The organism is Escherichia sp. WS547 (assembly GCF_046486065.1).
Classification (GTDB): domain Bacteria; phylum Pseudomonadota; class Gammaproteobacteria; order Enterobacterales; family Enterobacteriaceae; genus Escherichia; species Escherichia coli.
Window position 1 is genome coordinate 60,571 of the sequence record NZ_JBJQMA010000023.1, and the last position, 20,660, is coordinate 81,230.

The 20,660-nt window shown below is 48.9% G+C and carries 15 protein-coding genes and 2 pseudogenes; 11 read left to right on the top strand and 6 right to left on the bottom strand.

The genetic code is table 11. The features are described 5' to 3' along the window. Window positions 1-50: 50 nt before the first annotated feature. Window positions 51-2,093 (top strand): oligopeptidase A, encoded by a 2,043-nt coding sequence (prlC, locus tag ACJHWK_RS18640; RefSeq protein ID WP_001298719.1) that lies wholly within the window; start codon window positions 51-53, stop codon window positions 2,091-2,093. Window positions 2,094-2,100: 7 nt separating this feature from the next. Next, the gene (rsmJ, locus tag ACJHWK_RS18645; protein ID WP_000686620.1) at window positions 2,101-2,853 is read left to right on the top strand and encodes a 16S rRNA (guanine(1516)-N(2))-methyltransferase RsmJ; all 753 of its coding nucleotides are present in this window, start codon (window positions 2,101-2,103) and stop codon (window positions 2,851-2,853) included. Window positions 2,854-2,901: 48 nt separating this feature from the next. Here rsmJ and dtpB read toward each other — a convergent pair whose 3' ends face one another. Next, window positions 2,902-4,371 (bottom strand): dipeptide/tripeptide permease DtpB, encoded by a 1,470-nt coding sequence (gene dtpB / locus ACJHWK_RS18650; protein ID WP_001098629.1) that lies wholly within the window; start codon window positions 4,369-4,371, stop codon window positions 2,902-2,904. Between the two features lie 165 nt (window positions 4,372-4,536). Here dtpB and ACJHWK_RS18655 point away from each other — a divergent pair, with 165 nt between their 5' ends. Further along, on the top strand, window positions 4,537-4,590 hold the full coding sequence (locus tag ACJHWK_RS18655) for a protein YriB (RefSeq protein WP_211180512.1): 54 nt from the start codon (window positions 4,537-4,539) through the stop codon (window positions 4,588-4,590). Window positions 4,591-4,686: 96 nt separating this feature from the next. Here ACJHWK_RS18655 and uspA read toward each other — a convergent pair whose 3' ends face one another. After that, on the bottom strand, window positions 4,687-5,121 hold the full coding sequence (uspA, locus tag ACJHWK_RS18660; protein ID WP_000323571.1) for a universal stress protein UspA: 435 nt from the start codon (window positions 5,119-5,121) through the stop codon (window positions 4,687-4,689). Window positions 5,122-5,511: 390 nt separating this feature from the next. On the opposite strand from uspA, the gene uspB reads away from it, so the two are divergent. Continuing rightward, window positions 5,512-5,847 carry a universal stress protein UspB gene (gene uspB, locus ACJHWK_RS18665; RefSeq protein WP_000626187.1) on the top strand — a complete coding sequence of 112 codons (336 nt, stop codon included), beginning with the start codon at window positions 5,512-5,514 and terminating at the stop codon, window positions 5,845-5,847. A gap of 70 nt (window positions 5,848-5,917) precedes the next feature. On the opposite strand, the gene pitA is transcribed toward uspB, so the two are convergent. Then, the gene (gene pitA / locus ACJHWK_RS18670; RefSeq protein WP_000902780.1) at window positions 5,918-7,417 is read right to left on the bottom strand and encodes an inorganic phosphate transporter PitA; all 1,500 of its coding nucleotides are present in this window, start codon (window positions 7,415-7,417) and stop codon (window positions 5,918-5,920) included. A gap of 231 nt (window positions 7,418-7,648) precedes the next feature. Between pitA and ACJHWK_RS18675 the strand changes: the two genes are divergently transcribed. After that, complete coding sequence (locus ACJHWK_RS18675) at window positions 7,649-8,851, top strand: NAD(P)/FAD-dependent oxidoreductase (RefSeq protein ID WP_000439196.1); 1,203 nt, start codon at window positions 7,649-7,651, stop codon at window positions 8,849-8,851. Between the two features lie 314 nt (window positions 8,852-9,165). Here ACJHWK_RS18675 and ACJHWK_RS18680 read toward each other — a convergent pair whose 3' ends face one another. Next, window positions 9,166-10,218: a DUF2776 domain-containing protein gene (locus ACJHWK_RS18680; protein ID WP_001028895.1), complete on the bottom strand. Its 1,053-nt coding sequence runs from the start codon at window positions 10,216-10,218 to the stop codon at window positions 9,166-9,168. 382 nt (window positions 10,219-10,600) lie between these two features. Between ACJHWK_RS18680 and ACJHWK_RS18685 the strand changes: the two genes are divergently transcribed. The 6 genes from ACJHWK_RS18685 (at window position 10,601) to ACJHWK_RS18710 (ending at window position 19,363) form a co-directional block, all read left to right on the top strand. Then, on the top strand, window positions 10,601-12,190 hold the full coding sequence (locus ACJHWK_RS18685; protein WP_001521525.1) for a DUF4049 domain-containing protein: 1,590 nt from the start codon (window positions 10,601-10,603) through the stop codon (window positions 12,188-12,190). Window positions 12,191-12,451: 261 nt separating this feature from the next. Beyond that, on the top strand, window positions 12,452-14,074 hold the full coding sequence (locus ACJHWK_RS18690) for a DUF4049 domain-containing protein (protein WP_001596283.1): 1,623 nt from the start codon (window positions 12,452-12,454) through the stop codon (window positions 14,072-14,074). Window positions 14,075-14,263: 189 nt separating this feature from the next. After that, complete coding sequence (yhiY, locus tag ACJHWK_RS18695; RefSeq protein ID WP_001315057.1) at window positions 14,264-14,377, top strand: protein YhiY; 114 nt, start codon at window positions 14,264-14,266, stop codon at window positions 14,375-14,377. Window positions 14,378-14,439: 62 nt separating this feature from the next. After that, window positions 14,440-15,507, top strand: a complete 1,068-nt coding sequence (locus ACJHWK_RS18700) for an HlyD family secretion protein (protein ID WP_000361491.1) — start codon at window positions 14,440-14,442, stop codon at window positions 15,505-15,507. Beyond that, window positions 15,504-18,239, top strand: coding sequence for a ribosome-associated ATPase/putative transporter RbbA (rbbA, locus tag ACJHWK_RS18705; protein ID WP_170886247.1), 2,736 nt, complete (start codon window positions 15,504-15,506; stop codon window positions 18,237-18,239). Before ACJHWK_RS18700 ends, rbbA begins: the two co-directional genes overlap by 4 nt. Beyond that, entirely contained in the window at window positions 18,239-19,363 is a 1,125-nt protein-coding gene (locus ACJHWK_RS18710) for an ABC transporter permease (RefSeq protein WP_001216257.1), read from the top strand. The genes rbbA and ACJHWK_RS18710 overlap by 1 nt, the downstream gene beginning before the upstream one ends. Window positions 19,364-19,552: 189 nt before the next feature. On the opposite strand, the pseudogene ACJHWK_RS18715 reads toward ACJHWK_RS18710, so the two are convergent. Beyond that, window positions 19,553-19,951: pseudogene (locus ACJHWK_RS18715) on the bottom strand (ISAs1 family transposase); the annotation flags it as partial. 135 nt (window positions 19,952-20,086) lie between these two features. Further along, window positions 20,087-20,215: pseudogene (locus ACJHWK_RS18720) on the bottom strand (IS630 family transposase); the annotation flags it as partial. Window positions 20,216-20,660: the final 445 nt, after the last annotated feature.

Sequence of the window (20,660 nt, forward strand, 5' to 3'; positions counted from 1 at the left end):
TAAAGCGCCTGTTGAGCGCTTCCTTAACCTCTTTAACCAGGACTGCGCTAATGACGAATCCGTTACTGACTCCCTTTGAATTGCCTCCGTTTTCTAAAATTCTCCCGGAACATGTCGTTCCAGCCGTGACTAAGGCGCTGAACGACTGCCGCGAAAATGTGGAGCGCGTAGTAGCGCAAGGGGCACCGTACACCTGGGAAAATCTCTGCCAGCCGTTGGCGGAAGTGGACGATGTGCTGGGGCGTATCTTCTCCCCGGTCAGCCACCTGAACTCGGTGAAAAATAGCCCGGAACTGCGTGAAGCGTACGAACAAACCCTGCCGCTGCTGTCAGAATACAGCACCTGGGTAGGACAACATGAAGGGCTGTATAAAGCATATCGCGACCTGCGCGATGGCGATCATTACGCCACGCTGAACACGGCGCAGAAGAAAGCGGTTGATAACGCACTGCGCGACTTTGAACTCTCTGGCATCGGTCTGCCGAAAGAGAAACAGCAGCGTTATGGTGAGATTGCCACTCGTCTTTCCGAGCTGGGCAACCAGTACAGCAACAACGTCCTCGATGCGACAATGGGCTGGACCAAACTCGTTACCGACGAAGCGGAGCTGGCGGGGATGCCAGAAAGCGCGCTGGCTGCGGCAAAAGCCCAGGCTGAAGCGAAAGAACTTGAAGGCTACCTGCTGACGCTGGATATCCCAAGCTACCTGCCGGTAATGACCTACTGCGACAACCAGGCTCTGCGCGAAGAGATGTATCGCGCTTACAGCACCCGCGCCTCCGATCAAGGTCCGAACGCCGGTAAGTGGGACAACAGCAAGGTGATGGAAGAGATCCTCGCGCTGCGTCACGAACTGGCGCAACTGCTGGGCTTTGAAAACTACGCCTTTAAATCCCTTGCTACTAAAATGGCAGAAAACCCGCAGCAGGTGCTGGATTTCTTAACCGATCTGGCAAAACGCGCGCGTCCACAAGGCGAAAAAGAGCTGGCGCAACTGCGTGCCTTCGCTAAAGCCGAATTTGGCGTGGATGAGTTGCAGCCGTGGGATATCGCGTACTACAGCGAAAAACAAAAACAGCACCTCTACAGCATCAGTGACGAACAGCTGCGTCCGTACTTCCCGGAAAACAAAGCGGTTAACGGCTTGTTTGAAGTGGTGAAACGTATTTACGGCATCACCGCTAAAGAGCGTAAAGATGTTGATGTCTGGCATCCGGATGTACGTTTCTTCGAACTGTATGACGAGAACAACGAACTGCGCGGCAGCTTCTACCTCGACCTGTATGCCCGTGAAAACAAGCGCGGCGGGGCGTGGATGGATGACTGTGTAGGCCAGATGCGTAAAGCCGACGGTTCGCTGCAAAAACCGGTCGCGTATCTGACCTGTAACTTCAACCGCCCGGTAAATGGTAAACCGGCGCTGTTTACCCATGACGAAGTGATCACCCTGTTCCACGAGTTCGGTCACGGCCTGCACCATATGCTGACCCGCATTGAAACTGCTGGTGTATCTGGTATCAGCGGGGTGCCGTGGGATGCGGTCGAACTGCCGAGCCAGTTTATGGAAAACTGGTGCTGGGAGCCTGAGGCGCTGGCGTTTATCTCCGGTCACTATGAAACCGGCGAACCGCTGCCGAAGGAGCTGCTGGATAAAATGCTGGCGGCTAAGAACTACCAGGCGGCGCTGTTTATTCTGCGCCAGCTGGAGTTCGGCCTGTTTGATTTCCGCCTCCATGCCGAGTTCCGCCCGGATCAGGGAGCGAAAATCCTCGAAACTCTGGCAGAAATCAAGAAACTGGTTGCCGTAGTACCGTCTCCATCCTGGGGCCGTTTCCCGCACGCTTTCAGCCATATTTTCGCCGGTGGTTATGCCGCAGGTTACTACAGCTACCTGTGGGCCGACGTGCTGGCGGCAGATGCCTTCTCGCGCTTTGAGGAAGAGGGCATTTTCAACCGTGAAACCGGACAGTCGTTCCTCGACAACATTCTGAGCCGTGGCGGTTCAGAAGAGCCGATGGATCTGTTCAAACGCTTCCGTGGTCGTGAACCGCAGCTGGATGCGATGCTGGAGCATTACGGCATTAAGGGCTGATCATTCAGTGAAAATCTGCTTAATTGATGAAACAGGCACCGGAGACGGTGCCTTATCTGTTCTGGCGGCCCGCTGGGGGCTGGAGCACGATGAAGACAACCTGATGGCGCTGGTATTAACGCCGGAGCATCTGGAACTGCGCAAGCGTGATGAGCCAAAACTTGGCGGCATCTTCGTTGATTTTGTTGGCGGAGCGATGGCGCACCGACGCAAATTCGGTGGTGGTCGCGGTGAGGCGGTGGCGAAAGCGGTGGGCATTAAAGGCGATTATTTGCCGGATGTCGTCGATGCTACCGCAGGGCTGGGGCGCGATGCCTTTGTGCTGGCTTCAGTCGGCTGCCGCGTGCGGATGCTGGAGCGTAATCCGGTGGTTGCTGCATTGCTCGACGACGGCCTGGCGCGTGGTTATGCGGATGCGGAAATCGGCGGCTGGTTGCAGGAGCGGTTGCAGTTAATTCACGCCTCCAGCCTGACGGCGCTGACCGATATTACCCCACGCCCGCAGGTGGTCTATCTCGATCCGATGTTCCCGCATAAGCAGAAAAGCGCGCTGGTGAAAAAAGAGATGCGTGTCTTTCAGTCGCTGGTGGGGCCGGATCTTGATGCCGATGGATTACTAGAGCCTGCACGCTTGCTGGCGACCAAACGCGTGGTGGTAAAGCGCCCGGACTACGCGCCGCCGCTGGCGAATGTCGCCACGCCAAACGCGGTAGTGACCAAAGGGCATCGCTTTGATATTTATGCCGGAACGCCGGTGTAAAAGTAAAGCAGGGTAGCGTTATCGCTACCCTGCTTTCTGCAAGAATAATTAATGGCTTTCGGGCGTCGCAATCATTCGTTTCAGCCACGGCACCATCAGCAGCATCACCACCGCAACGCCCAGCGTAACCAGGCCAATCTTACCAAACACGTTGGTATAGACGGGCAACGTCTCAAGCGGATCGGTAATGTTGTCTGGTACTGCGGTAAATGTTGCCACATAGCCGCCCAGCAAGAACGCGGCAGCCTGCGTCAGGAACCACATCCCGAGAATAAAGCCCATCAAATGCTGCGGCACCAGGGCAGCAATCATCGCCAGACCCAGGGCGCTAATAAACAATTCACCCAGGCTCTGGAATAAGTAAACCAGCACAATAAACCACGGCGATGTCAGTCCTTGGGCATCCGCAAACCACATTCCCGCAGCTGCAGCCGTCAAAAAGCCCAGTGAGCACATAAACATGCCGAGAGTAAATTTCATCGGCATAGAGAGGTCTTTGCCTTTGTTACCCAGATGCGTGTAAATGCCTGCCAGTATTGGGCTGGCGAGTACCACCCAGAACGGGTTAAGCGCCTGGAAGCTGACCGGGTTGATGGAAAAGCCGAGAATTTCATGATGCACGTTGTTGATGGCAAAGAAGTTCAGCGACGTTGGCATCTGGGCGTAGAGAATGTAAAACACCACCGCTTCGAGCATCAGGACAAAGGCGACAAACATTTTATTGCGCCCGGTTTTATCCAGCTTGAATGCCTGACGAAAGAAAATGATGGTGACGACGATAGAGAGAACAATCAGCACCAGATTGGCGACTTCTACGTTGTGCATCAGCCATGCACAGACGAAGATCATCACCACGCTGCCAAGTAACACGTACAACAGTTTGCTGAAGCTCATCGGCCGGAAGTCGGGTTCAGAACCAATGTCTTTCACCATTCCGCGACAGGCGATGTAAACCAATAGCGCGATAATTAACCCCGCACCGCACAGGTTGTAGGTGACTGAATAACCGAATCTATCAGCGATCACGGGGGCCAGCGATAACGCTATCAACGAGCCGATGTTGATCGACATATAGAACAGGGTAAATGCGCCATCAAGCCGCGGATCTTTCGGCGGATAGCACTTCGAAAGCAAGCTGGCTGGGTTAGCTTTAAACAGGCCGTTACCGACAGCGATAGTCCCCAGGGCGATGAAAATCAGGTCAGGCTTAAGTAGCGACAGGCCGGTCATGAAGTAGCCAATCGCCAGCACAAGTGCTCCGAGAACAATGGTGCGTTTGGTCCCCAGCAGGTGGTCGCCGACATAGCCGCCAATGGAAATGAGGCCATAGACCAGCGCAGCAAAAGCACCAAAAGTGACAAAAGCCTGTTCTTGCGAGAATCCAAGCTGCTTAACGAAGAAAACCGCCAGTACGCCCTGCACGCCGTAGTAGCCGAATCGCTCCCATAACTCGACAAAAAAGATCATGAAAAATGGGCGAGGTTGCTGCAGCATCCCCATGGGTGTTGTTGTATTCATATTTATTAACCTTCCAATACCATCCTGAAAAGTATGAACGCGTAAGGGATAACGCGCGAAAAAGTTTTCATCTGTCAGAGATTCTTAATATTGATGCGGTGAATAGATTAATACACTATTACAACAGAAAATAACCAGCTGATCACACTAATGATGGAAAATATGATGGTGTTAAATGTTGTATTGGCAGGGGATTTTGATTGCGTACGCAGACCGTAGGCCAGATAAGGTGTTTACGCTGCAAGGTAACAAGGCGCGCCAAAAAGCAAAACGCCCGCATATGCGGGCGTTCAGGAACACGTCGTAGAGGGAAGATTATTCTTCTTCGTCGCGCAGCGGAACAATCAGCATATCAACGTGAACGGTGTTGATCAGCTGACGTGCGGAAGACATCAGTTTGCTCCAGAAGTCCTGGTGGTGACCACAAACCACCAGATCCATATCGTATTTCTTGATTGCATCGACCAGAACCTGGCCCAGATCGCCGCTGCCGCTCAGGGTTTCAGTGATTGGGTAGCCTGCATTAGTGGAAAGCTCGGTCAGCGCATGATGTGTCTCTTCAGAGATGCGTTTCTGCATATCACCCAGATTCACATCAATAAGCCCGGTGTATAGGTCAGAGTAGTTTACATCTACGTGGATCAGAGAAACTTTCGCATTGTAGGGGCGAGCCATAGAGACTGCTTTCTCTACCAGAACTTTGCTTTCCGGGGAGAGATCGACCGCGATGAGAATGTGTTTATAAGCCATAGTGTTACTCCTTCCATAAAGTTGTCGATGACTGGCCAGCTAGCGTTTCTTGTGCCGTTACGTCACCCGCGTCCTGCGAACTACGTGCGCGGGGCTAACCCAGCCGTAAAGATTCAGTGTTAAGACCATCCTTACCTTATAGCGACCCGGATGATCCGTCAATCCGCCTTGCTTACCCGTTAGATAAACAAATTTTCGACATGAATATATTGATAGTGGTTAACCTTCTGGAAAAAAAACAACCTGATCTCCTACACTATCTATAGAGCCGCTCGGATGTTGGTCACCACAAAAGCGGTTTCTCCAGGACCTGGTGTTAACTGATTGGCAGCGTATCGGGAGCGGTAGCCCCGGGGTGGAACTCCGCGGGCAGGTCGCCGGGGAGGAGGTATGATAAGCACCGTCGCATTATTTTGGGCTTTATGTGTCGTTTGCATTGTTAACATGGCGCGCTATTTCTCATCACTACGCGCGTTGTTAGTGGTACTGCGTAACTGCGATCCATTGCTCTATCAATATGTTGATGGAGGGGGCTTTTTTACCTCACATGGCCAACCCAACAAACAGGTGCGTCTCGTTTGGTATATCTATGCCCAACGTTATCGCGATCATCACGATGATGAGTTTATTCGCCGCTGTGAGCGGGTGCGTCGGCAGTTTATTCTGACCAGCGCATTGTGTGGTCTGGTGGTGGTCAGTCTGATTGCATTGATGATTTGGCATTAAGCACTTCAGCAAAAATAACGCATAAAAAAAGCGGGCCAGTAAACTGACCCGCTCGTTTTGGTGCGTGCGATTACAGGAACTGCAAGGAGAGCCAGTAAAGCCCGCCGGAAAGCAGTACCGCAGCCGGAAGGGTAAACACCCAGGCCATCAGAATACTGGTCACGGTTTTACGCTGTAAGCCGCCGCCATCTACCACCATCGTCCCCGCGACAGAAGAGGAGAGTACGTGGGTAGTGGAAACCGGCATCCCGGTATAACTCGCCAGGCCGATAGACACTGCCGCAGTCATCTGGGCAGACATCCCCTGAGCGTAGGTCATGCCTTTCTTACCGATTTTCTCACCGATAGTCGTTGCCACACGACGCCAGCCAATCATCGTACCGATACCTAACGCCAGCGCGACCGCCATGATGATCCACACCGGCGCATACTCGATGGTGCTAAGCATATCGGATTTCAGTTTCTTCAACAGGCGCTGATCGTCAGCACTCACGCCAGGCATCTTCACCACTTTGTCGATAGTGTCAGAAACGCACAGCATAATGCGGCGCATCTGGCTACGTTGATCAAGCGACAGCTTGTCGTAGCTTTCCACATCGGTAGTCAACATGCCTTTCAGGCGGTTGAGCGCGTTAATGGTATTCGACGGATGGCAATGGAACTCCGCAGGTTGCGTTGCGCCAGCTTCCGGAGCCGGTACTAACTGATCAGCACCGGTAGCCTGTTTCAGCAGCGCAGGGTGCTGCTCAAAGTAAGCTTCCACGTTGTTGATGGCATCACGGGTACGGGTGATTTCGTAGCCAGTGGCATTCATGTTCACCACGAAGCCTGCTGGTGCGACGCCAATCAATACCAACATAACCAGACCAATGCCTTTCTGACCATCGTTCGCGCCGTGCGAAAACGCCACGCCGATAGCGGAAAGGATCAGCGCAATACGCGTCCAGAACGGCGGCTTTTTCTTGCCGTCTTTCTTTTCACGCTCCGCTGGGGTCAGGTGGATACGGGCGCGTTTCTTGGTGCCGCTCCAGTAGCGACGCAGCAAGAAAATCAGACCGCCAGCAAACACCAGGCCGACAATAGGGGAAACGATCAGAGAACCGAAAATACTTAATACTTTCGGGATATTGAGTGCATCCACCACTGACGTCCCGGTCATCAACGCATTGGTTAAACCAATCCCGATGATCGCGCCAATCAGCGTATGAGAGCTGGATGCAGGTAAACCAAAGTACCAGGTACCCAGGTTCCAGATAATCGCCGCCAGCAACATAGAGAACACCATGGCAAGGCCATGAGACGATCCCATATTAAGCAGCAGATCCGTCGGCAGCATATGCACAATGGCATAGGCAACACTCAGACCACCCAGCAAAACACCCAAAAAGTTGAACACCGCCGCCATAACCACGGCGAGCTGAGAACGCATCGCGCGGGTATAGATAACGGTTGCCACGGCGTTGGCTGTGTCATGGAAACCATTGATGGCTTCGTAGAACAGCACAAAAGCCAGTGCAAGCAATAATAACAGCCCGGTATGCAAATCCAGGCCAGCAAACAAATGTAGCATAGGACGTTACGCCATTTTGAGGACATGAACGCGGCGCATTATCAGTGACTTTCGCGGCGCGGGCAAAGTGAAATATAGACTTTTTTTGATTTGCCTCCTGTATGGATTTCACTCAAAAAATAATTATCTTATATAATTCAGGCAAATACTTCCTTTTAGTAATATTGATGCTGGTGCGACCACTGAGGAATCTTTACAATTCACGCCCGTTTTTTCTTAGAGGAGCGCAACGTGGAAAGGTTTGATGCCATTATTATAGGCGCTGGTGCGGCGGGTATGTTCTGTTCTGCGCTGGCAGGTCAGGCAGGACGCCGGGTTCTGCTGATCGATAATGGTAAAAAACCAGGGCGCAAAATCCTCATGTCTGGCGGTGGGCGCTGCAACTTTACCAATCTTTATGTCGAACCGGGCGCTTATCTGAGCCAGAATCCGCATTTTTGTAAGTCTGCACTCGCGCGTTTTACCCAGTGGGATTTCATTGATCTGGTCAATAAACACGGCATCGCCTGGCACGAGAAAACGTTAGGACAACTCTTCTGCGATGACTCCGCGCAGCAGATTGTCGACATGCTGGTGGATGAGTGCGAGAAGGGCAATGTGACCGTCAGATTGCGTAGCGAAGTGCTGAGCGTGGCGAAGGATGAAACAGGCTTCACGCTTGAACTGAACGGCATGACTGTCGGTTGCGAAAAGCTGGTCATCGCGACCGGTGGACTGTCAATGCCGGGGCTGGGCGCGTCGCCGTTTGGTTATAAGATTGCCGAACAATTTGGCCTCAACGTGCTGCCGACCCGCGCGGGCCTGGTGCCATTCACTCTGCATAAACCGTTGCTCGAAGAGTTACAGGTGCTGGCGGGCGTGGCGGTGCCTTCCGTGATTACCGCTGAAAACGGCACCGTTTTCCGTGAGAACTTACTCTTCACCCACCGCGGCTTATCTGGACCGGCGGTGTTGCAAATTTCCAGCTACTGGCAACCGGGTGAATTTGTCAGTATCAATCTGCTACCGGATGTGGACCTCGAAACCTTCCTGAATGAGCAGCGTAATGCACATCCGAATCAGAGCCTGAAAAACACACTGGCGGTTCATCTACCGAAGCGGTTGGTTGAACGTTTACAACAACTCGGGCAAATCCCGGATGTTTCGCTAAAACAGCTCAACGTGCGTGACCAACAGGCACTGATTAGCACATTGACCGACTGGCGCGTACAACCCAACGGCACTGAAGGCTATCGCACTGCCGAAGTGACGCTCGGCGGCGTGGACACCAACGAACTCTCTTCACGGACGATGGAAGCGCGCAAAGTGCCTGGGCTGTACTTCATCGGCGAAGTGATGGACGTCACCGGTTGGCTGGGGGGCTATAACTTCCAGTGGGCGTGGTCGAGTGCGTGGGCTTGTGCGCAGGATTTGATTGCAGCGAAGTCGTCCTGAGCTATTTCCTAAAGATGAAAATTATTAGAGTCGCATTAAAAATGAGCTAATTTTGATAGTGGTTATCTTGTGATTATTTTCTAATGAGCCTGTGAACTGAGACCCTCCATGCTTAATATAAGGTGGAGGGAAAGGTGATTAAAACTCCCCCAGTGGCCAGATCTTTATAAAATATGAACAGGTTGAAAAAATCAGCAACTTAGCTGTTTATTTATACTTAACCACTATGCATTAATGCTGCGTTATTTCATGATACCTAAGAAAAACCAGCGTTACGCAAATAATCAACGCTGGTTTTATCCGGTACGTTGCAATTATTTTTTAGCAGAACCCGCTTCTAATATTGAAACGATTGAGAACAACGTAAAGCATACCGCTCCCAAACCGACCAGAACCCGCGAAGGAATAAAATATCCCATATCGGTCTGCGCCATTTCCGCAAGAAACGATGCCAGGAAAAGGCAAAACAGGCAGGTGAAGACGGGAATCATCGGTATTCTGTTGGCTAACGAACAGGTACGTCTCCAGACCAGTGCCAGTAGCCAGACTTTTGAGAATATGCTGTAACAGATCATTCCGAGGCAAATGAGGATAATGCCGGGAGCCAGTCGGGCGCTTGCATCGGAGCTGACTAACACGTATATGCCCTGCAGCACCGTGATTGAGCCGAGAATAATAACCCAATAACACCACAGCCAGTGTTCTTTGGATGAGAACGTATTACGTGTTTGATGGACGATTGTGGCAACAAGGCCAATTAGACAGGCACAGATTGCGGTTAACCCAAGCAATACGTGACCGGCGACATAATGCGGAGTTATGTCGGCACTACGTAACAGCGTAATAGACCAAATGAAACCGAGCAGGGTGAGTAACACGGGAACGGCAATGAGGCAATTACCGATTAATGACGAATAAGCCTGTACCGGTATTCCATCGCTCTTGCTCCCTGCTGCGTTTTTGGGAATGAGCAGAAAGTGACCGGATGACGCTGCCACTGTCGATACACAGGCGGCAATCATACCAACGCCAAAAATAACATGGCCGGCAACAAACTCGTCTGCCATCACATCATTGCCTGCTAACAGTGCCCAACCCCATATCATGGTGATAATTGACCCCGCATAGCCAATAATGGGGAACAATGTATTGTAAAACGTATTAACGCCGCGCGTGAGCTGCGAAATGATAATAAATGCGGTAGTGAATAATGCCAGGCATATGGCTGCCAGAGAAATCAGCACATGACCCGCGACGAAATACTCACTTTGCCCAGAACTTTCCAGCACAAAGCCACCTAACGCGATACAAATTAAGCCCATAATTAAAGGGATTAATTTGAAAAGCCACCCGATATATATGTTCACTTTAAACTCCTCAGGTATCCCTGCTAATATTGAAATGTGCATTAATGATAATTTCAGCCTGTTAATATAATGACGAGATATCATTAAAGACAAATGCATAGCATAACTATAGCGGGATTTACTTTACAGAGCGCTACTTTTCAGCGTTCAAAAGGCCATGGTAAATAAATATTTATCCTAAGATTAATTCTTATTCTGTTGTTTTTTACAATTATCTTCCAGGGAGGGATTCTTTTTCATTATTTGGTAAAAGACCGGATGGTATCGGTGCTTAAAATCATCGAACATATAAGTATTATTGCTTTGTATCATCGTAAATATGTCTTTCAGACATGTGTCATTTATTTTGTTACTAACAAGTCAAAAATATCACGGGTTATTTATGAAAGTATTTCACAATATATTTAAGCACTTCTCTTCAAACCATCAAGATAAGCATTCAGATAAAGTTAACAGTCATCAACACCATGGCAAGGTTGATAAAAAACATCGTTCAAAGATAGTTGAAATTGATAAGCTGGATAAACATTCGCAAATAGATAACGATTTTGGCCTGCATATCATCTATTTCCTGCAACATGGCTGCTGGAACGTAACTGAACATAGTCCTCAGATAGAAAAACTATGGTTTTACAATAGTGAGCCATCTATAGATATTAAAGAATATAATAGTTTCGCCGATAATACTACTGACACGTTTATCTTTACAATTATACCAGACAATAACCATGTGATAAAATTATCGTCTCCCATTACCGTTACGATTGAGCGTAAGGACGGTTATTATTTTATTAATTTCTCCGGAGATAAATCAGACATAATTTATAAAGTTGATGGGTTTTCTATCATAGAGAGAAATTTCTTTACTCTTCTTAGTGGTAATTTCAAACCTGACTGGCGTTGGGCTGTCTCTAAAGAGACGTTTACTAAGGAAAAGTTTGATAGCTATGTTGAATCTGTTTTTTCAAAAATAGACTTTTATAAACAGTGTGGTGTGATTAATCCACAAAATGCCAACACGGCTTATTTTGGCGATACAGATGGAAGAGTAGGCGCTGTACTTTATGCATTGCTCGTTTCAGGGCATATAGGCATCAGGGGAGAGGGGTGGAGTTTATTATGTGATTTATTAAAACACGAAGACATGGCTTCATTCGCATATGAAAATAAAAAATTGAAAAAACTCTTCACTTTATTAGATACGAGAGACATGATCTTGAATGAGTTGCATCAACATGTTTTTTTAAAAGGCGATGCGATTACCCCTTGTATCTTCCTTGGGGATCATACAGGCGATAGATTTAGTACTATTTTTGGTGATAAATATATCCTTACTTTGCTAAATTCTATGCGAAATATGGAGGGTAATAAAGATAGTCGTATAAATAAAAATGTCGTCGTTCTGGCTGGAAATCATGAAATCAATTTTAATGGTAACTATAGTGCACGACTAGCAAATCATAAACTCTCTTCCGGTGATACATATGACTTAATTAAAACGCTCGATGTTTGTAATTATGACTCAGAAACGAAAGTTTTAACCAGTCATCACGGAATAATAAGAAATGAAGAAAATGAATGTTATTGTCTAGGTGCTTTGCAGATTCCATTTAATCAGATGAAAGACCCAATTGATCCTGAGGAATTAGCAAATATATTTAATAAAAAACATAAACAACACATGGATGATCGTCTTATCCATCTAATTAGAAGCAATGCTATAGCATCCACACCTGTATATGACAATTATTTTAATAACACTACTGCTTTCAGACCAAAACCTGAAGATATCTTCAAATGTGGACAGACGCTCAAAAAAAGTAAACAGAAATATGGCCATTATGGATTAGGGGTAGATCAGCATCAAAAAATTGATAATTATACCATGGGGCTAAATTCCTGGAAGATAGCACCTAACGAACGTGGTGATAAAAAAGGTGTCCCAGGGCTTAGTTGTTTTCAATCTCATTAAAACTCCATGAATACGGTGGTATATTTTTTTAATCCTGCCAGTATTTCATAGTTTTTCTTAATCGATTGTAGAGGCATGTACTGATGACGCCTCTACAATCTTTAGGGACTTTCTCTACTATGAGATAAGAAATTTCATATTATGCTTTAAGGCTGAATGATTTGTGCAAAATATAATTATTTTCCCGTCGAACATGAGGTGTATGTCATAAGATTAAATGATAACTATGTATTCCTTGCGGTGAATTATATGAGGTAAAAGATGAAACTTGGAACTGTGGCAGGCACTAACGACAGTACAACGACAATCGCAACAAATGATATGGTGCAAGAGCATGTTACTAACTTCACTAAAGAACTGTTTGGGTATATTGCAAATGGTATAGGTGATGATATATCAAGTATTGCCAGGACAATGCTCGGTGAAGTTGTGGAAAAAATTGATGATTGGCAAATAGAACGTTTCCAACAATCTTTTCAAGATGACAAAATTTCATTTACCATAGAAACGAATCATTCAGAAAAATATAGTATGCTATCGGGCATGCGTGCCCATATTCTACGTAGGAATAATAGTTATCAGTTTATTGTGACAATTAATAGTAAAAATTACGGTTGCCCTCTTGATGATACCGATATTAATTGGTGCAGCATTGTTTATTTACTTAATAATATGACAGTAAATGATAATGCTAATGATGTTGCAGTTACTGAGTCGTACAAACCCATCTGGAACTGGAAAATATCGCAATACAATGTATCTGATATTAAATTCGAAACAATGATAAAACCCCAGTTCGCTGACAGAACCTATTTCTCCAATTGTTCACCTGTTGATCCCACAAGTACCAGACCAACCTATTTTGGCGATACCGATGGCTCAGTTGGTGCAGTTTTGTACGCGCTTTTCGCAACGGGACATTTGGGAATCATGGCTGAAGGAGAAAATTTCCTTGGCCAGTTGCTTAATATAGAAGATGAAGTTCTCAACGTATTGCTAAGGGAGAACTTTAATGAGCAACTTGACACTAATGTTAATACAATAATCAGTATTCTGAACAGAAGAGATATAGTTTTAGAAAGTCTTCAGCCTTATTTAGTTATTAATAAAGACGCTGTGACGCCATGTACGTTTCTTGGCGATCAAACCGGCGATCGATTTAGTAATATCTGTGGCGATCAATTTATCATCGATTTGTTAAAACGCATAATGAGTATTAATAAAAATGTTCATGTATTAGCTGGTAATCATGAAACGAATTGCAATGGTAACTATATGCAGAACTTCACGCGTATGAAACCACTTGGTGAGGATACCTACGCTGGGATAAAAGATTATCCTGTATGTTTCTATGACCCCAAATACAAAATAATGGCAAATCATCATGGGATAACTTTTGATGATCAGCGAAAACGTTACATTATAGGACCGATAACAGTCTCTATTGATGAAATGACCAATGCTCTCGATCCGGTCGAATTAGCGGCAATTATTAATAAAAAGCATCATACTATAATTAATGGTAAAAAGTTTAAAACTAGCCGGGCTATCTCTTGTCGATCCTTTAATCGTTATTTTTCTGTTTCGACAGATTACAGACCTAAACTTGAAGCACTATTAGCATGCTCACAAATGTTAGGTATAAATCAAGTTGTTGCACATAACGGAAATGGTGGGAGAGAACGCATAGGTGAAACGGGGACAGTTTTAGGTCTTAACGCCCGTGACAGTAAACATGCTGGAAGAATGTTCAGCATGCATAATTGCCAAATTAACCCTGGTGCGGGGCCTGAGATAACCACTCCCTGGAAGTCTTACCAGCATGAAAAAAACAAAAATGGACTTATGCCTTTGATTAGAAGGCGCACAATGTTACAGCTCTGAACCATAGACAACATGAATATTAATGTTACTATCTGGTTGAGACTGTTGATAAAACGTAATAAGGAATGCTCTGTTCCTGCAACTGAACAGGCGTGAAACGCTATCCAACAGGATGGATACCGTTTTGTCAGCCAGTTTTATAGATCACACTTATGAGTATGCGTGTTTCATTTACGGCCAGGAATGCTGATGATGACAACATTACTACCCGTTTTCACTAAGCCTTCCACGTTGGCGCTCAATGCTCTGCGCGCTGGTCGTATTTGCCGTTTCCTTCTTATCCCGGATGGAAGAATCCGCTGAACGTCGTTCGGCGGCAGTTGTAACACGCGTCGTTTGCTTACAGGGATTATGGCGGGTCGATTATGGATAAGAGTAAGCGCCATCTGGCGTGGTGGGTTGTCGGGTTACTGGCGGTGGCCGCTATCGTGGCGTGGTGGCTGTTGCGCCCAGCGGGTGTGCCGGAAGGCTTTGCCGTCAGCAATGGGCGCATTGAAGCGACGGAAGTGGATATCGCCAGCAAAATTGCCGGGCGTATCGACACCATTCTGGTGAAAGAAGGCCAGTTTGTTCGCGAAGGTGAAGTGCTGGCGAAGATGGATACTCGCGTGTTGCAGGAACAGCGACTGGAAGCCATCGCGCAAATCAAAGAAGCACAAAGCGCCGTTGCCGCCGCGCAGGCTTTGCTGGAGCAACGCCAAAGCGAAACTCGTGCCGCACAGTCGCTGGTCAATCAACGCCAGGCCGAACTGGACTCCGTTGCCAAACGTCATACGCGTTCCCGTTCGCTCGCCCAACGAGGGGCTATTTCTGCGCAACAGCTGGATGACGATCGCGCCGCCGCTGAGAGCGCCCGAGCTGCGCTGGAATCAGCAAAAGCCCAGGTTTCGGCTTCTAAAGCCGCTATAGAAGCGGCACGCACCAATATCATTCAGGCGCAAACACGCGTCGAAGCCGCACAAGCCACTGAACGGCGCATTGCCGCAGATATCGATGACAGCGAACTGAAAGCCCCGCGTGACGGACGCGTGCAGTATCGGGTTGCCGAGCCAGGGGAAGTGCTGGCGGCAGGCGGTCGGGTGCTGAATATGGTCGATCTGAGCGACGTCTATATGACCTTCTTCCTGCCAACCGAACAGGCGGGCACGCTGAAACTGGGCGGTGAAGCCCGGCTGATCCTCGATGCCGCGCCAGATCTGCGTATTCCTGCAACCATCAGTTTTGTCGCCAGCGTCGCCCAGTTCACGCCAAAAACCGTCGAAACCAGCGATGAGCGGCTGAAACTGATGTTCCGCGTCAAAGCGCGTATCCCACCGGAATTACTCCAGCAGCATCTGGAATATGTCAAAACCGGTTTGCCGGGCGTAGCGTGGGTGCGGGTGAATGAAGAACTTCCGTGGCCTGACGACCTGGTGGTGAGGTTGCCGCAATGACGCATCTGGAACTGGTTCCCGTCCCGCCTGTCGCGCAACTGGCGGGCGTGAGCCAGCATTATGGAAAAACCGTTGCGCTGAACAATATCACTCTCGATATTCCGACCCACTGCATGGTTGGGCTGATTGGTCCGGATGGCGTCGGGAAGTCGAGTTTATTGTCATTGATTTCCGGTGCTCGTGTCATTGAGCAGGGCAATGTGATCGTGCTGGGCGGCGATATGCGCGACCCGAAGCATCGACGCGACGTTTGCCCGCGCATCGCCTGGATGCCGCAGGGGCTGGGTAAAAACCTCTACCACACCTTGTCGGTGTATGAAAACGTCGATTTTTTCGCCCGCCTGTTCGGTCACGACAAAGCGGAGCGAGAAGTGCGAATTAATGAGCTGCTGACCAGCACCGGGTTAGCACCGTTTCGTGATCGTCCGGCAGGGAAACTCTCCGGCGGGATGAAGCAAAAACTGGGGCTGTGCTGTGCGTTAATCCACGACCCGGAACTGTTGATTCTTGATGAGCCAACAACGGGGGTTGACCCGCTCTCCCGCGCCCAGTTCTGGGATCTGATCGACAGTATTCGCCAGCGGCAGAGCAATATGAGCGTGCTGGTCGCCACCGCCTACATGGAAGAGGCCGAACGCTTCGACTGGCTGGTAGCGATGAATGCCGGAGAAGTGCTGGCAACCGGCAGCGCCGAAGAGCTGCGGCAGCAAACGCAAAGCGCCACGCTGGAAGAAGCATTTATAAATCTGTTACCGCAAGCGCAACGCCAGGCGCATCAGGCGGTAGTGATCCCACCATATCAACCTGAAAACGCAGAGATTGCCATCGAAGCGCGCGATCTGACCATGCGTTTTGGTTCCTTCGTTGCCGTTGATCACGTCAATTTCCGCATTCCACGCGGGGAGATTTTTGGTTTTCTTGGTTCGAACGGCTGCGGTAAATCCACCACCATGAAAATGCTTACCGGATTGCTGCCCGCCAGCGAAGGTGAGGCGTGGCTGTTCGGGCAACCGGTTGATCCAAAAGATATCGATACTCGCCGTCGGGTAGGCTATATGTCGCAGGCGTTTTCGCTCTATAACGAACTCACCGTGCGGCAAAACCTTGAGTTACATGCCCGTTTGTTTCACATCCCGGAAGCGGAAATTCCCGCGCGAGTGGCTGAAATGAGCGAGCGTTTTAAGCTCAACGACGTTGAAGATGTTCTGCCGGAGTCATTACCGCTCGGCATTCGCCAGCGGCTTTCGCTGGCGGTGGCGGTGATTCATCGCCCGGAGATGTTAATCCTCGATGAGCCTACTTCTGGTGTCGATCCGGTGGCGAGGGATATGTTCTGGCAGTTGATGGTCGATCTCTCGCGTCAGGACAAAGTGACTATCTTCATCTCCACCCACTTTATGAACGAAGCGGAACGTTGCGACCGTATCTCACTGATGCACGCCGGAAAAGTGCTCGCCAGCGGTACACCGCAGGAGTTGGTTGAGAAACGCGGAGCCGCCAGTCTGGAAGAGGCATTTATCGCCTATTTGCAGGAAGCGGCAGGGCAGAGCAGCGAAGCCGAAGCGCCGCCCGTGGTACACGACGCCACCCACGCGCCGCGTCAGGGATTTAGTCTGCGCCGTCTGTTTAGCTACAGCCGTCGCGAAGCACTGGAACTGCGACGCGATCCGGTACGTTCGACGCTGGCGCTGATGGGAACGGTGATCCTGATGCTGATAATGGGTTACGGCATCAGTATGGATGTGGAAAACCTGCGCTTTGCGGTGCTTGACCGCGACCAGACCGTCAGTAGCCAGGCGTGGACGCTCAATCTCTCCGGTTCCCGTTACTTTATCGAACAACCACCGCTCACCAGTTATGACGAACTGGATCGCCGGATGCGTGCGGGCGATATCACGGTGGCGATTGAGATCCCACCCAATTTCGGGCGCGATATCGCGCGTGGTACGCCTGTGGAACTCGGTGTCTGGATCGACGGTGCGATGCCCAGTCGTGCCGAAACGGTAAAAGGTTACGTGCAGGCTATGCACCAGAGCTGGCTACAGGATGTGGCGAGCCGACAATCCACACCCTCCAGCCAAAGCGGGCTGATGAACATTGAGACGCGCTATCGCTATAACCCGGACGTAAAAAGCCTGCCAGCGATTGTTCCGGCGGTGATCCCGCTTCTGCTGATGATGATCCCGTCAATGCTAAGCGCCCTTAGCGTGGTGCGGGAAAAAGAGTTGGGGTCGATTATCAACCTTTACGTGACTCCCACCACCCGTAGCGAATTTTTGCTTGGCAAACAGCTACCGTACATCGCGCTGGGGATGCTGAACTTTTTCCTGCTCTGCGGCCTGTCGGTGTTTGTGTTTGGCGTACCGCATAAAGGCAGTTTCCTGACGCTCACCCTGGCGGCGCTGCTGTATATCATCATCGCCACCGGAATGGGGCTGCTGATCTCCACCTTTATGAAAAGCCAGATTGCCGCTATTTTCGGTACGGCGATTATCACGTTGATCCCGGCGACACAGTTTTCCGGGATGATTGATCCGGTAGCTTCGCTGGAAGGTCCAGGACGCTGGATCGGCGAGGTTTACCCGACCAGTCATTTTCTGACTATTGCCCGCGGGACGTTCTCGAAGGCGCTGGATTTGACTGATTTGTGGCAACTTTTTATCCCGTTGCTGATAGCCATCCCGCTGGTGATGGGCTTAAGCATCCTGCTGCTGAAAAAACAGGAGGGATGATGCGCCATTTACGCAATATTTTTAATCTGGGTATCAAAGAGTTGCGCAGTTTGCTCGGTGATAAAGCGATGCTGACGCTGATTGTCTTCTCGTTTACGGTGTCGGTGTATTCGTCAGCGACCGTTACGCCAGGATCGTTGAACCTCGCGCCGATCGCCATTGCCGATATGGATCAATCGCAGTTATCGAACAGGATCGTTAACAGCTTCTATCGCCCGTGGTTTTTGCCACCGGAGATGATCACCGCCGATGAGATGGATGCCGGGCTGGACGCCGGACGCTATACCTTCGCGATAAATATTCCGCCTAATTTTCAGCGTGATGTCCTCGCCGGACGCCAGCCAGATATTCAGGTGAACGTCGATGCCACGCGCATGAGCCAGGCATTTACCGGCAATGGGTATATCCAGAATATTATCAACGGTGAAGTGAACAGCTTTGTCGCGCGCTACCGTGATAATAGCGAACCGTTGGTATCGCTGGAAACCCGGATGCGCTTTAACCCGAACCTCGATCCCGCGTGGTTTGGCGGGGTGATGGCGATCATCAACAACATTACTATGCTGGCGATTGTATTGACCGGATCGGCGCTGATCCGCGAGCGTGAACACGGCACGGTGGAACACTTACTGGTGATGCCGATAACGCCGTTTGAGATCATGATGGCGAAGATCTGGTCGATGGGGCTGGTGGTGCTGGTGGTATCGGGATTATCGCTGGTGCTGATGGTAAAAGGCGTGCTGGGCGTACCGATTGAAGGCTCGATCCCGCTGTTTATGCTGGGCGTGGCGCTCAGTCTGTTTGCCACCACGTCAATCGGCATTTTTATGGGGACGATAGCGCGTTCAATGCCGCAACTGGGGCTGCTGGTGATTCTGGTGCTGCTGCCGCTGCAAATGCTTTCCGGTGGATCCACGCCGCGCGAAAGTATGCCGCAGATGGTGCAGGACATTATGCTGACCATGCCGACGACACACTTTGTTAGCCTCGCGCAGGCCATCCTCTACCGGGGTGCCGGATTCGAAATCGTCTGGCCGCAGTTCCTGACGCTGATGGCAATTGGCGGCGCGTTTTTCACCATCGCACTGCTGCGATTTAGGAAGACGATTGGGACAATGGCGTAATTACAGTTGCCCGATGCGTAAGCTTATAGGGTCTACGCATTGGTGCAATTTATTGAATTTTAGTTTTTTTTAGGCCGGATAAGGCGTTTATGAACTGACCACCAAAACCTGGACAGTTTCAGTTAACCGGCTTTTTGATACTCAGTCCGGTATTCAGGGCAAGATTACGAAAGCCTGCTCCCCGCAAGGACTGACGCGAGAAATGACATGAATCGCTCCCCTGCGGCGACTCTTGTCATAAGAGTGCCGGAGCGTTTTTCCATCAATTACAATGACGTCTTTATCATCTGAAGAATGGCAGTCACGCATCCAGTTAATAAAGCACTCGTGAAATTTTTCAGGACTGATACAGGATACAACTCTGGCAATGGTATCGTGAACAGGAATACCATTTTCAAAATCACCATATTGCTTCAAAAAATCGAGATGAGTTTCCCCAAAATCCTCTATATCTTCCCAACCTTCTGCACCAGAAATAACGGCACAAATAGTCAAAAGTAGAATATCTGACAATTTATGCTCCACTTTCCAGGCTTGTCTGTAATCGGGGATAATAGAAATATGTTCCATCAATTTTTTAAGTTTCATTTTGTTCTCCTTAATTATGTAAGGAGTATTTGATCATGTATAAGCAATGGAAAACAGCTTTAGGTAATAAGGAATATCTCAATTATTGAATATTTAGTGCGAATTATTTAGTACAAAAAAGCAGCGTTGCGTGATCTTTCCCTGCCCTTTATTCATAAACACATGGATATGGTGATCAACGGTGGTCTGATGGAGGCGCAGAGCCTGAGTAATCATGACTGAATTTCAGCCTTCAGAAGCCAGAAAAATGGCTTTAATACAATCGCAGCCCCGCTTTTCACAACATTATGCTTATAATATGAAAAATATCTTGCCTTGCATCTTTGTGCCTACGGCATTGGATGATCTTTCCCTAACCTTATAGTTTCTTTTAGCCTTTCAAGCCTTAGCAATTCAACCTCGGCTTTAATATAGCCATGTGAGGCAGCCATTTTCAGCCAATTAATTGCATTATCTAAATTATAATATTTTAAATAGGAATCATCCTCCTCTGAGGATAGAATCATAGCATAATTATATTGCGCTATGATATTTCCTTGAGATGCAGACCTTGCCAGATATTTAATTTGCTTGGGTATATTAAAGCAAACATATGTATAATATTGATGTAATCGATATGACGCATCACCATCCCCGCCCTCAGATTTAATATCAAGTTCATATCTTTGATTTTCACTTAAATTAAACGATTCAGATGTTGAGCTTATTT

Coding starts and splice junctions, on each gene's coding strand:
- dtpB (WP_001098629.1), bottom strand. CDS start 4,371: ATGAATACAACAACACCCATGGGGATGCTGCAGCAACCTCGCCCATTT.
- uspB (WP_000626187.1), top strand. CDS start 5,512: ATGATAAGCACCGTCGCATTATTTTGGGCTTTATGTGTCGTTTGCATT.
- ACJHWK_RS18690 (WP_001596283.1), top strand. CDS start 12,452: ATGAAACTTGGAACTGTGGCAGGCACTAACGACAGTACAACGACAATC.
- ACJHWK_RS18700 (WP_000361491.1), top strand. CDS start 14,440: ATGGATAAGAGTAAGCGCCATCTGGCGTGGTGGGTTGTCGGGTTACTG.
- ACJHWK_RS18710 (WP_001216257.1), top strand. CDS start 18,239: ATGCGCCATTTACGCAATATTTTTAATCTGGGTATCAAAGAGTTGCGC.
- uspA (WP_000323571.1), bottom strand. CDS start 5,121: ATGGCTTATAAACACATTCTCATCGCGGTCGATCTCTCCCCGGAAAGC.
- yhiY (WP_001315057.1), top strand. CDS start 14,264: ATGATGACAACATTACTACCCGTTTTCACTAAGCCTTCCACGTTGGCG.
- ACJHWK_RS18685 (WP_001521525.1), top strand. CDS start 10,601: ATGAAAGTATTTCACAATATATTTAAGCACTTCTCTTCAAACCATCAA.
- prlC (WP_001298719.1), top strand. CDS start 51: ATGACGAATCCGTTACTGACTCCCTTTGAATTGCCTCCGTTTTCTAAA.
- rbbA (WP_170886247.1), top strand. CDS start 15,504: ATGACGCATCTGGAACTGGTTCCCGTCCCGCCTGTCGCGCAACTGGCG.
- pitA (WP_000902780.1), bottom strand. CDS start 7,417: ATGCTACATTTGTTTGCTGGCCTGGATTTGCATACCGGGCTGTTATTA.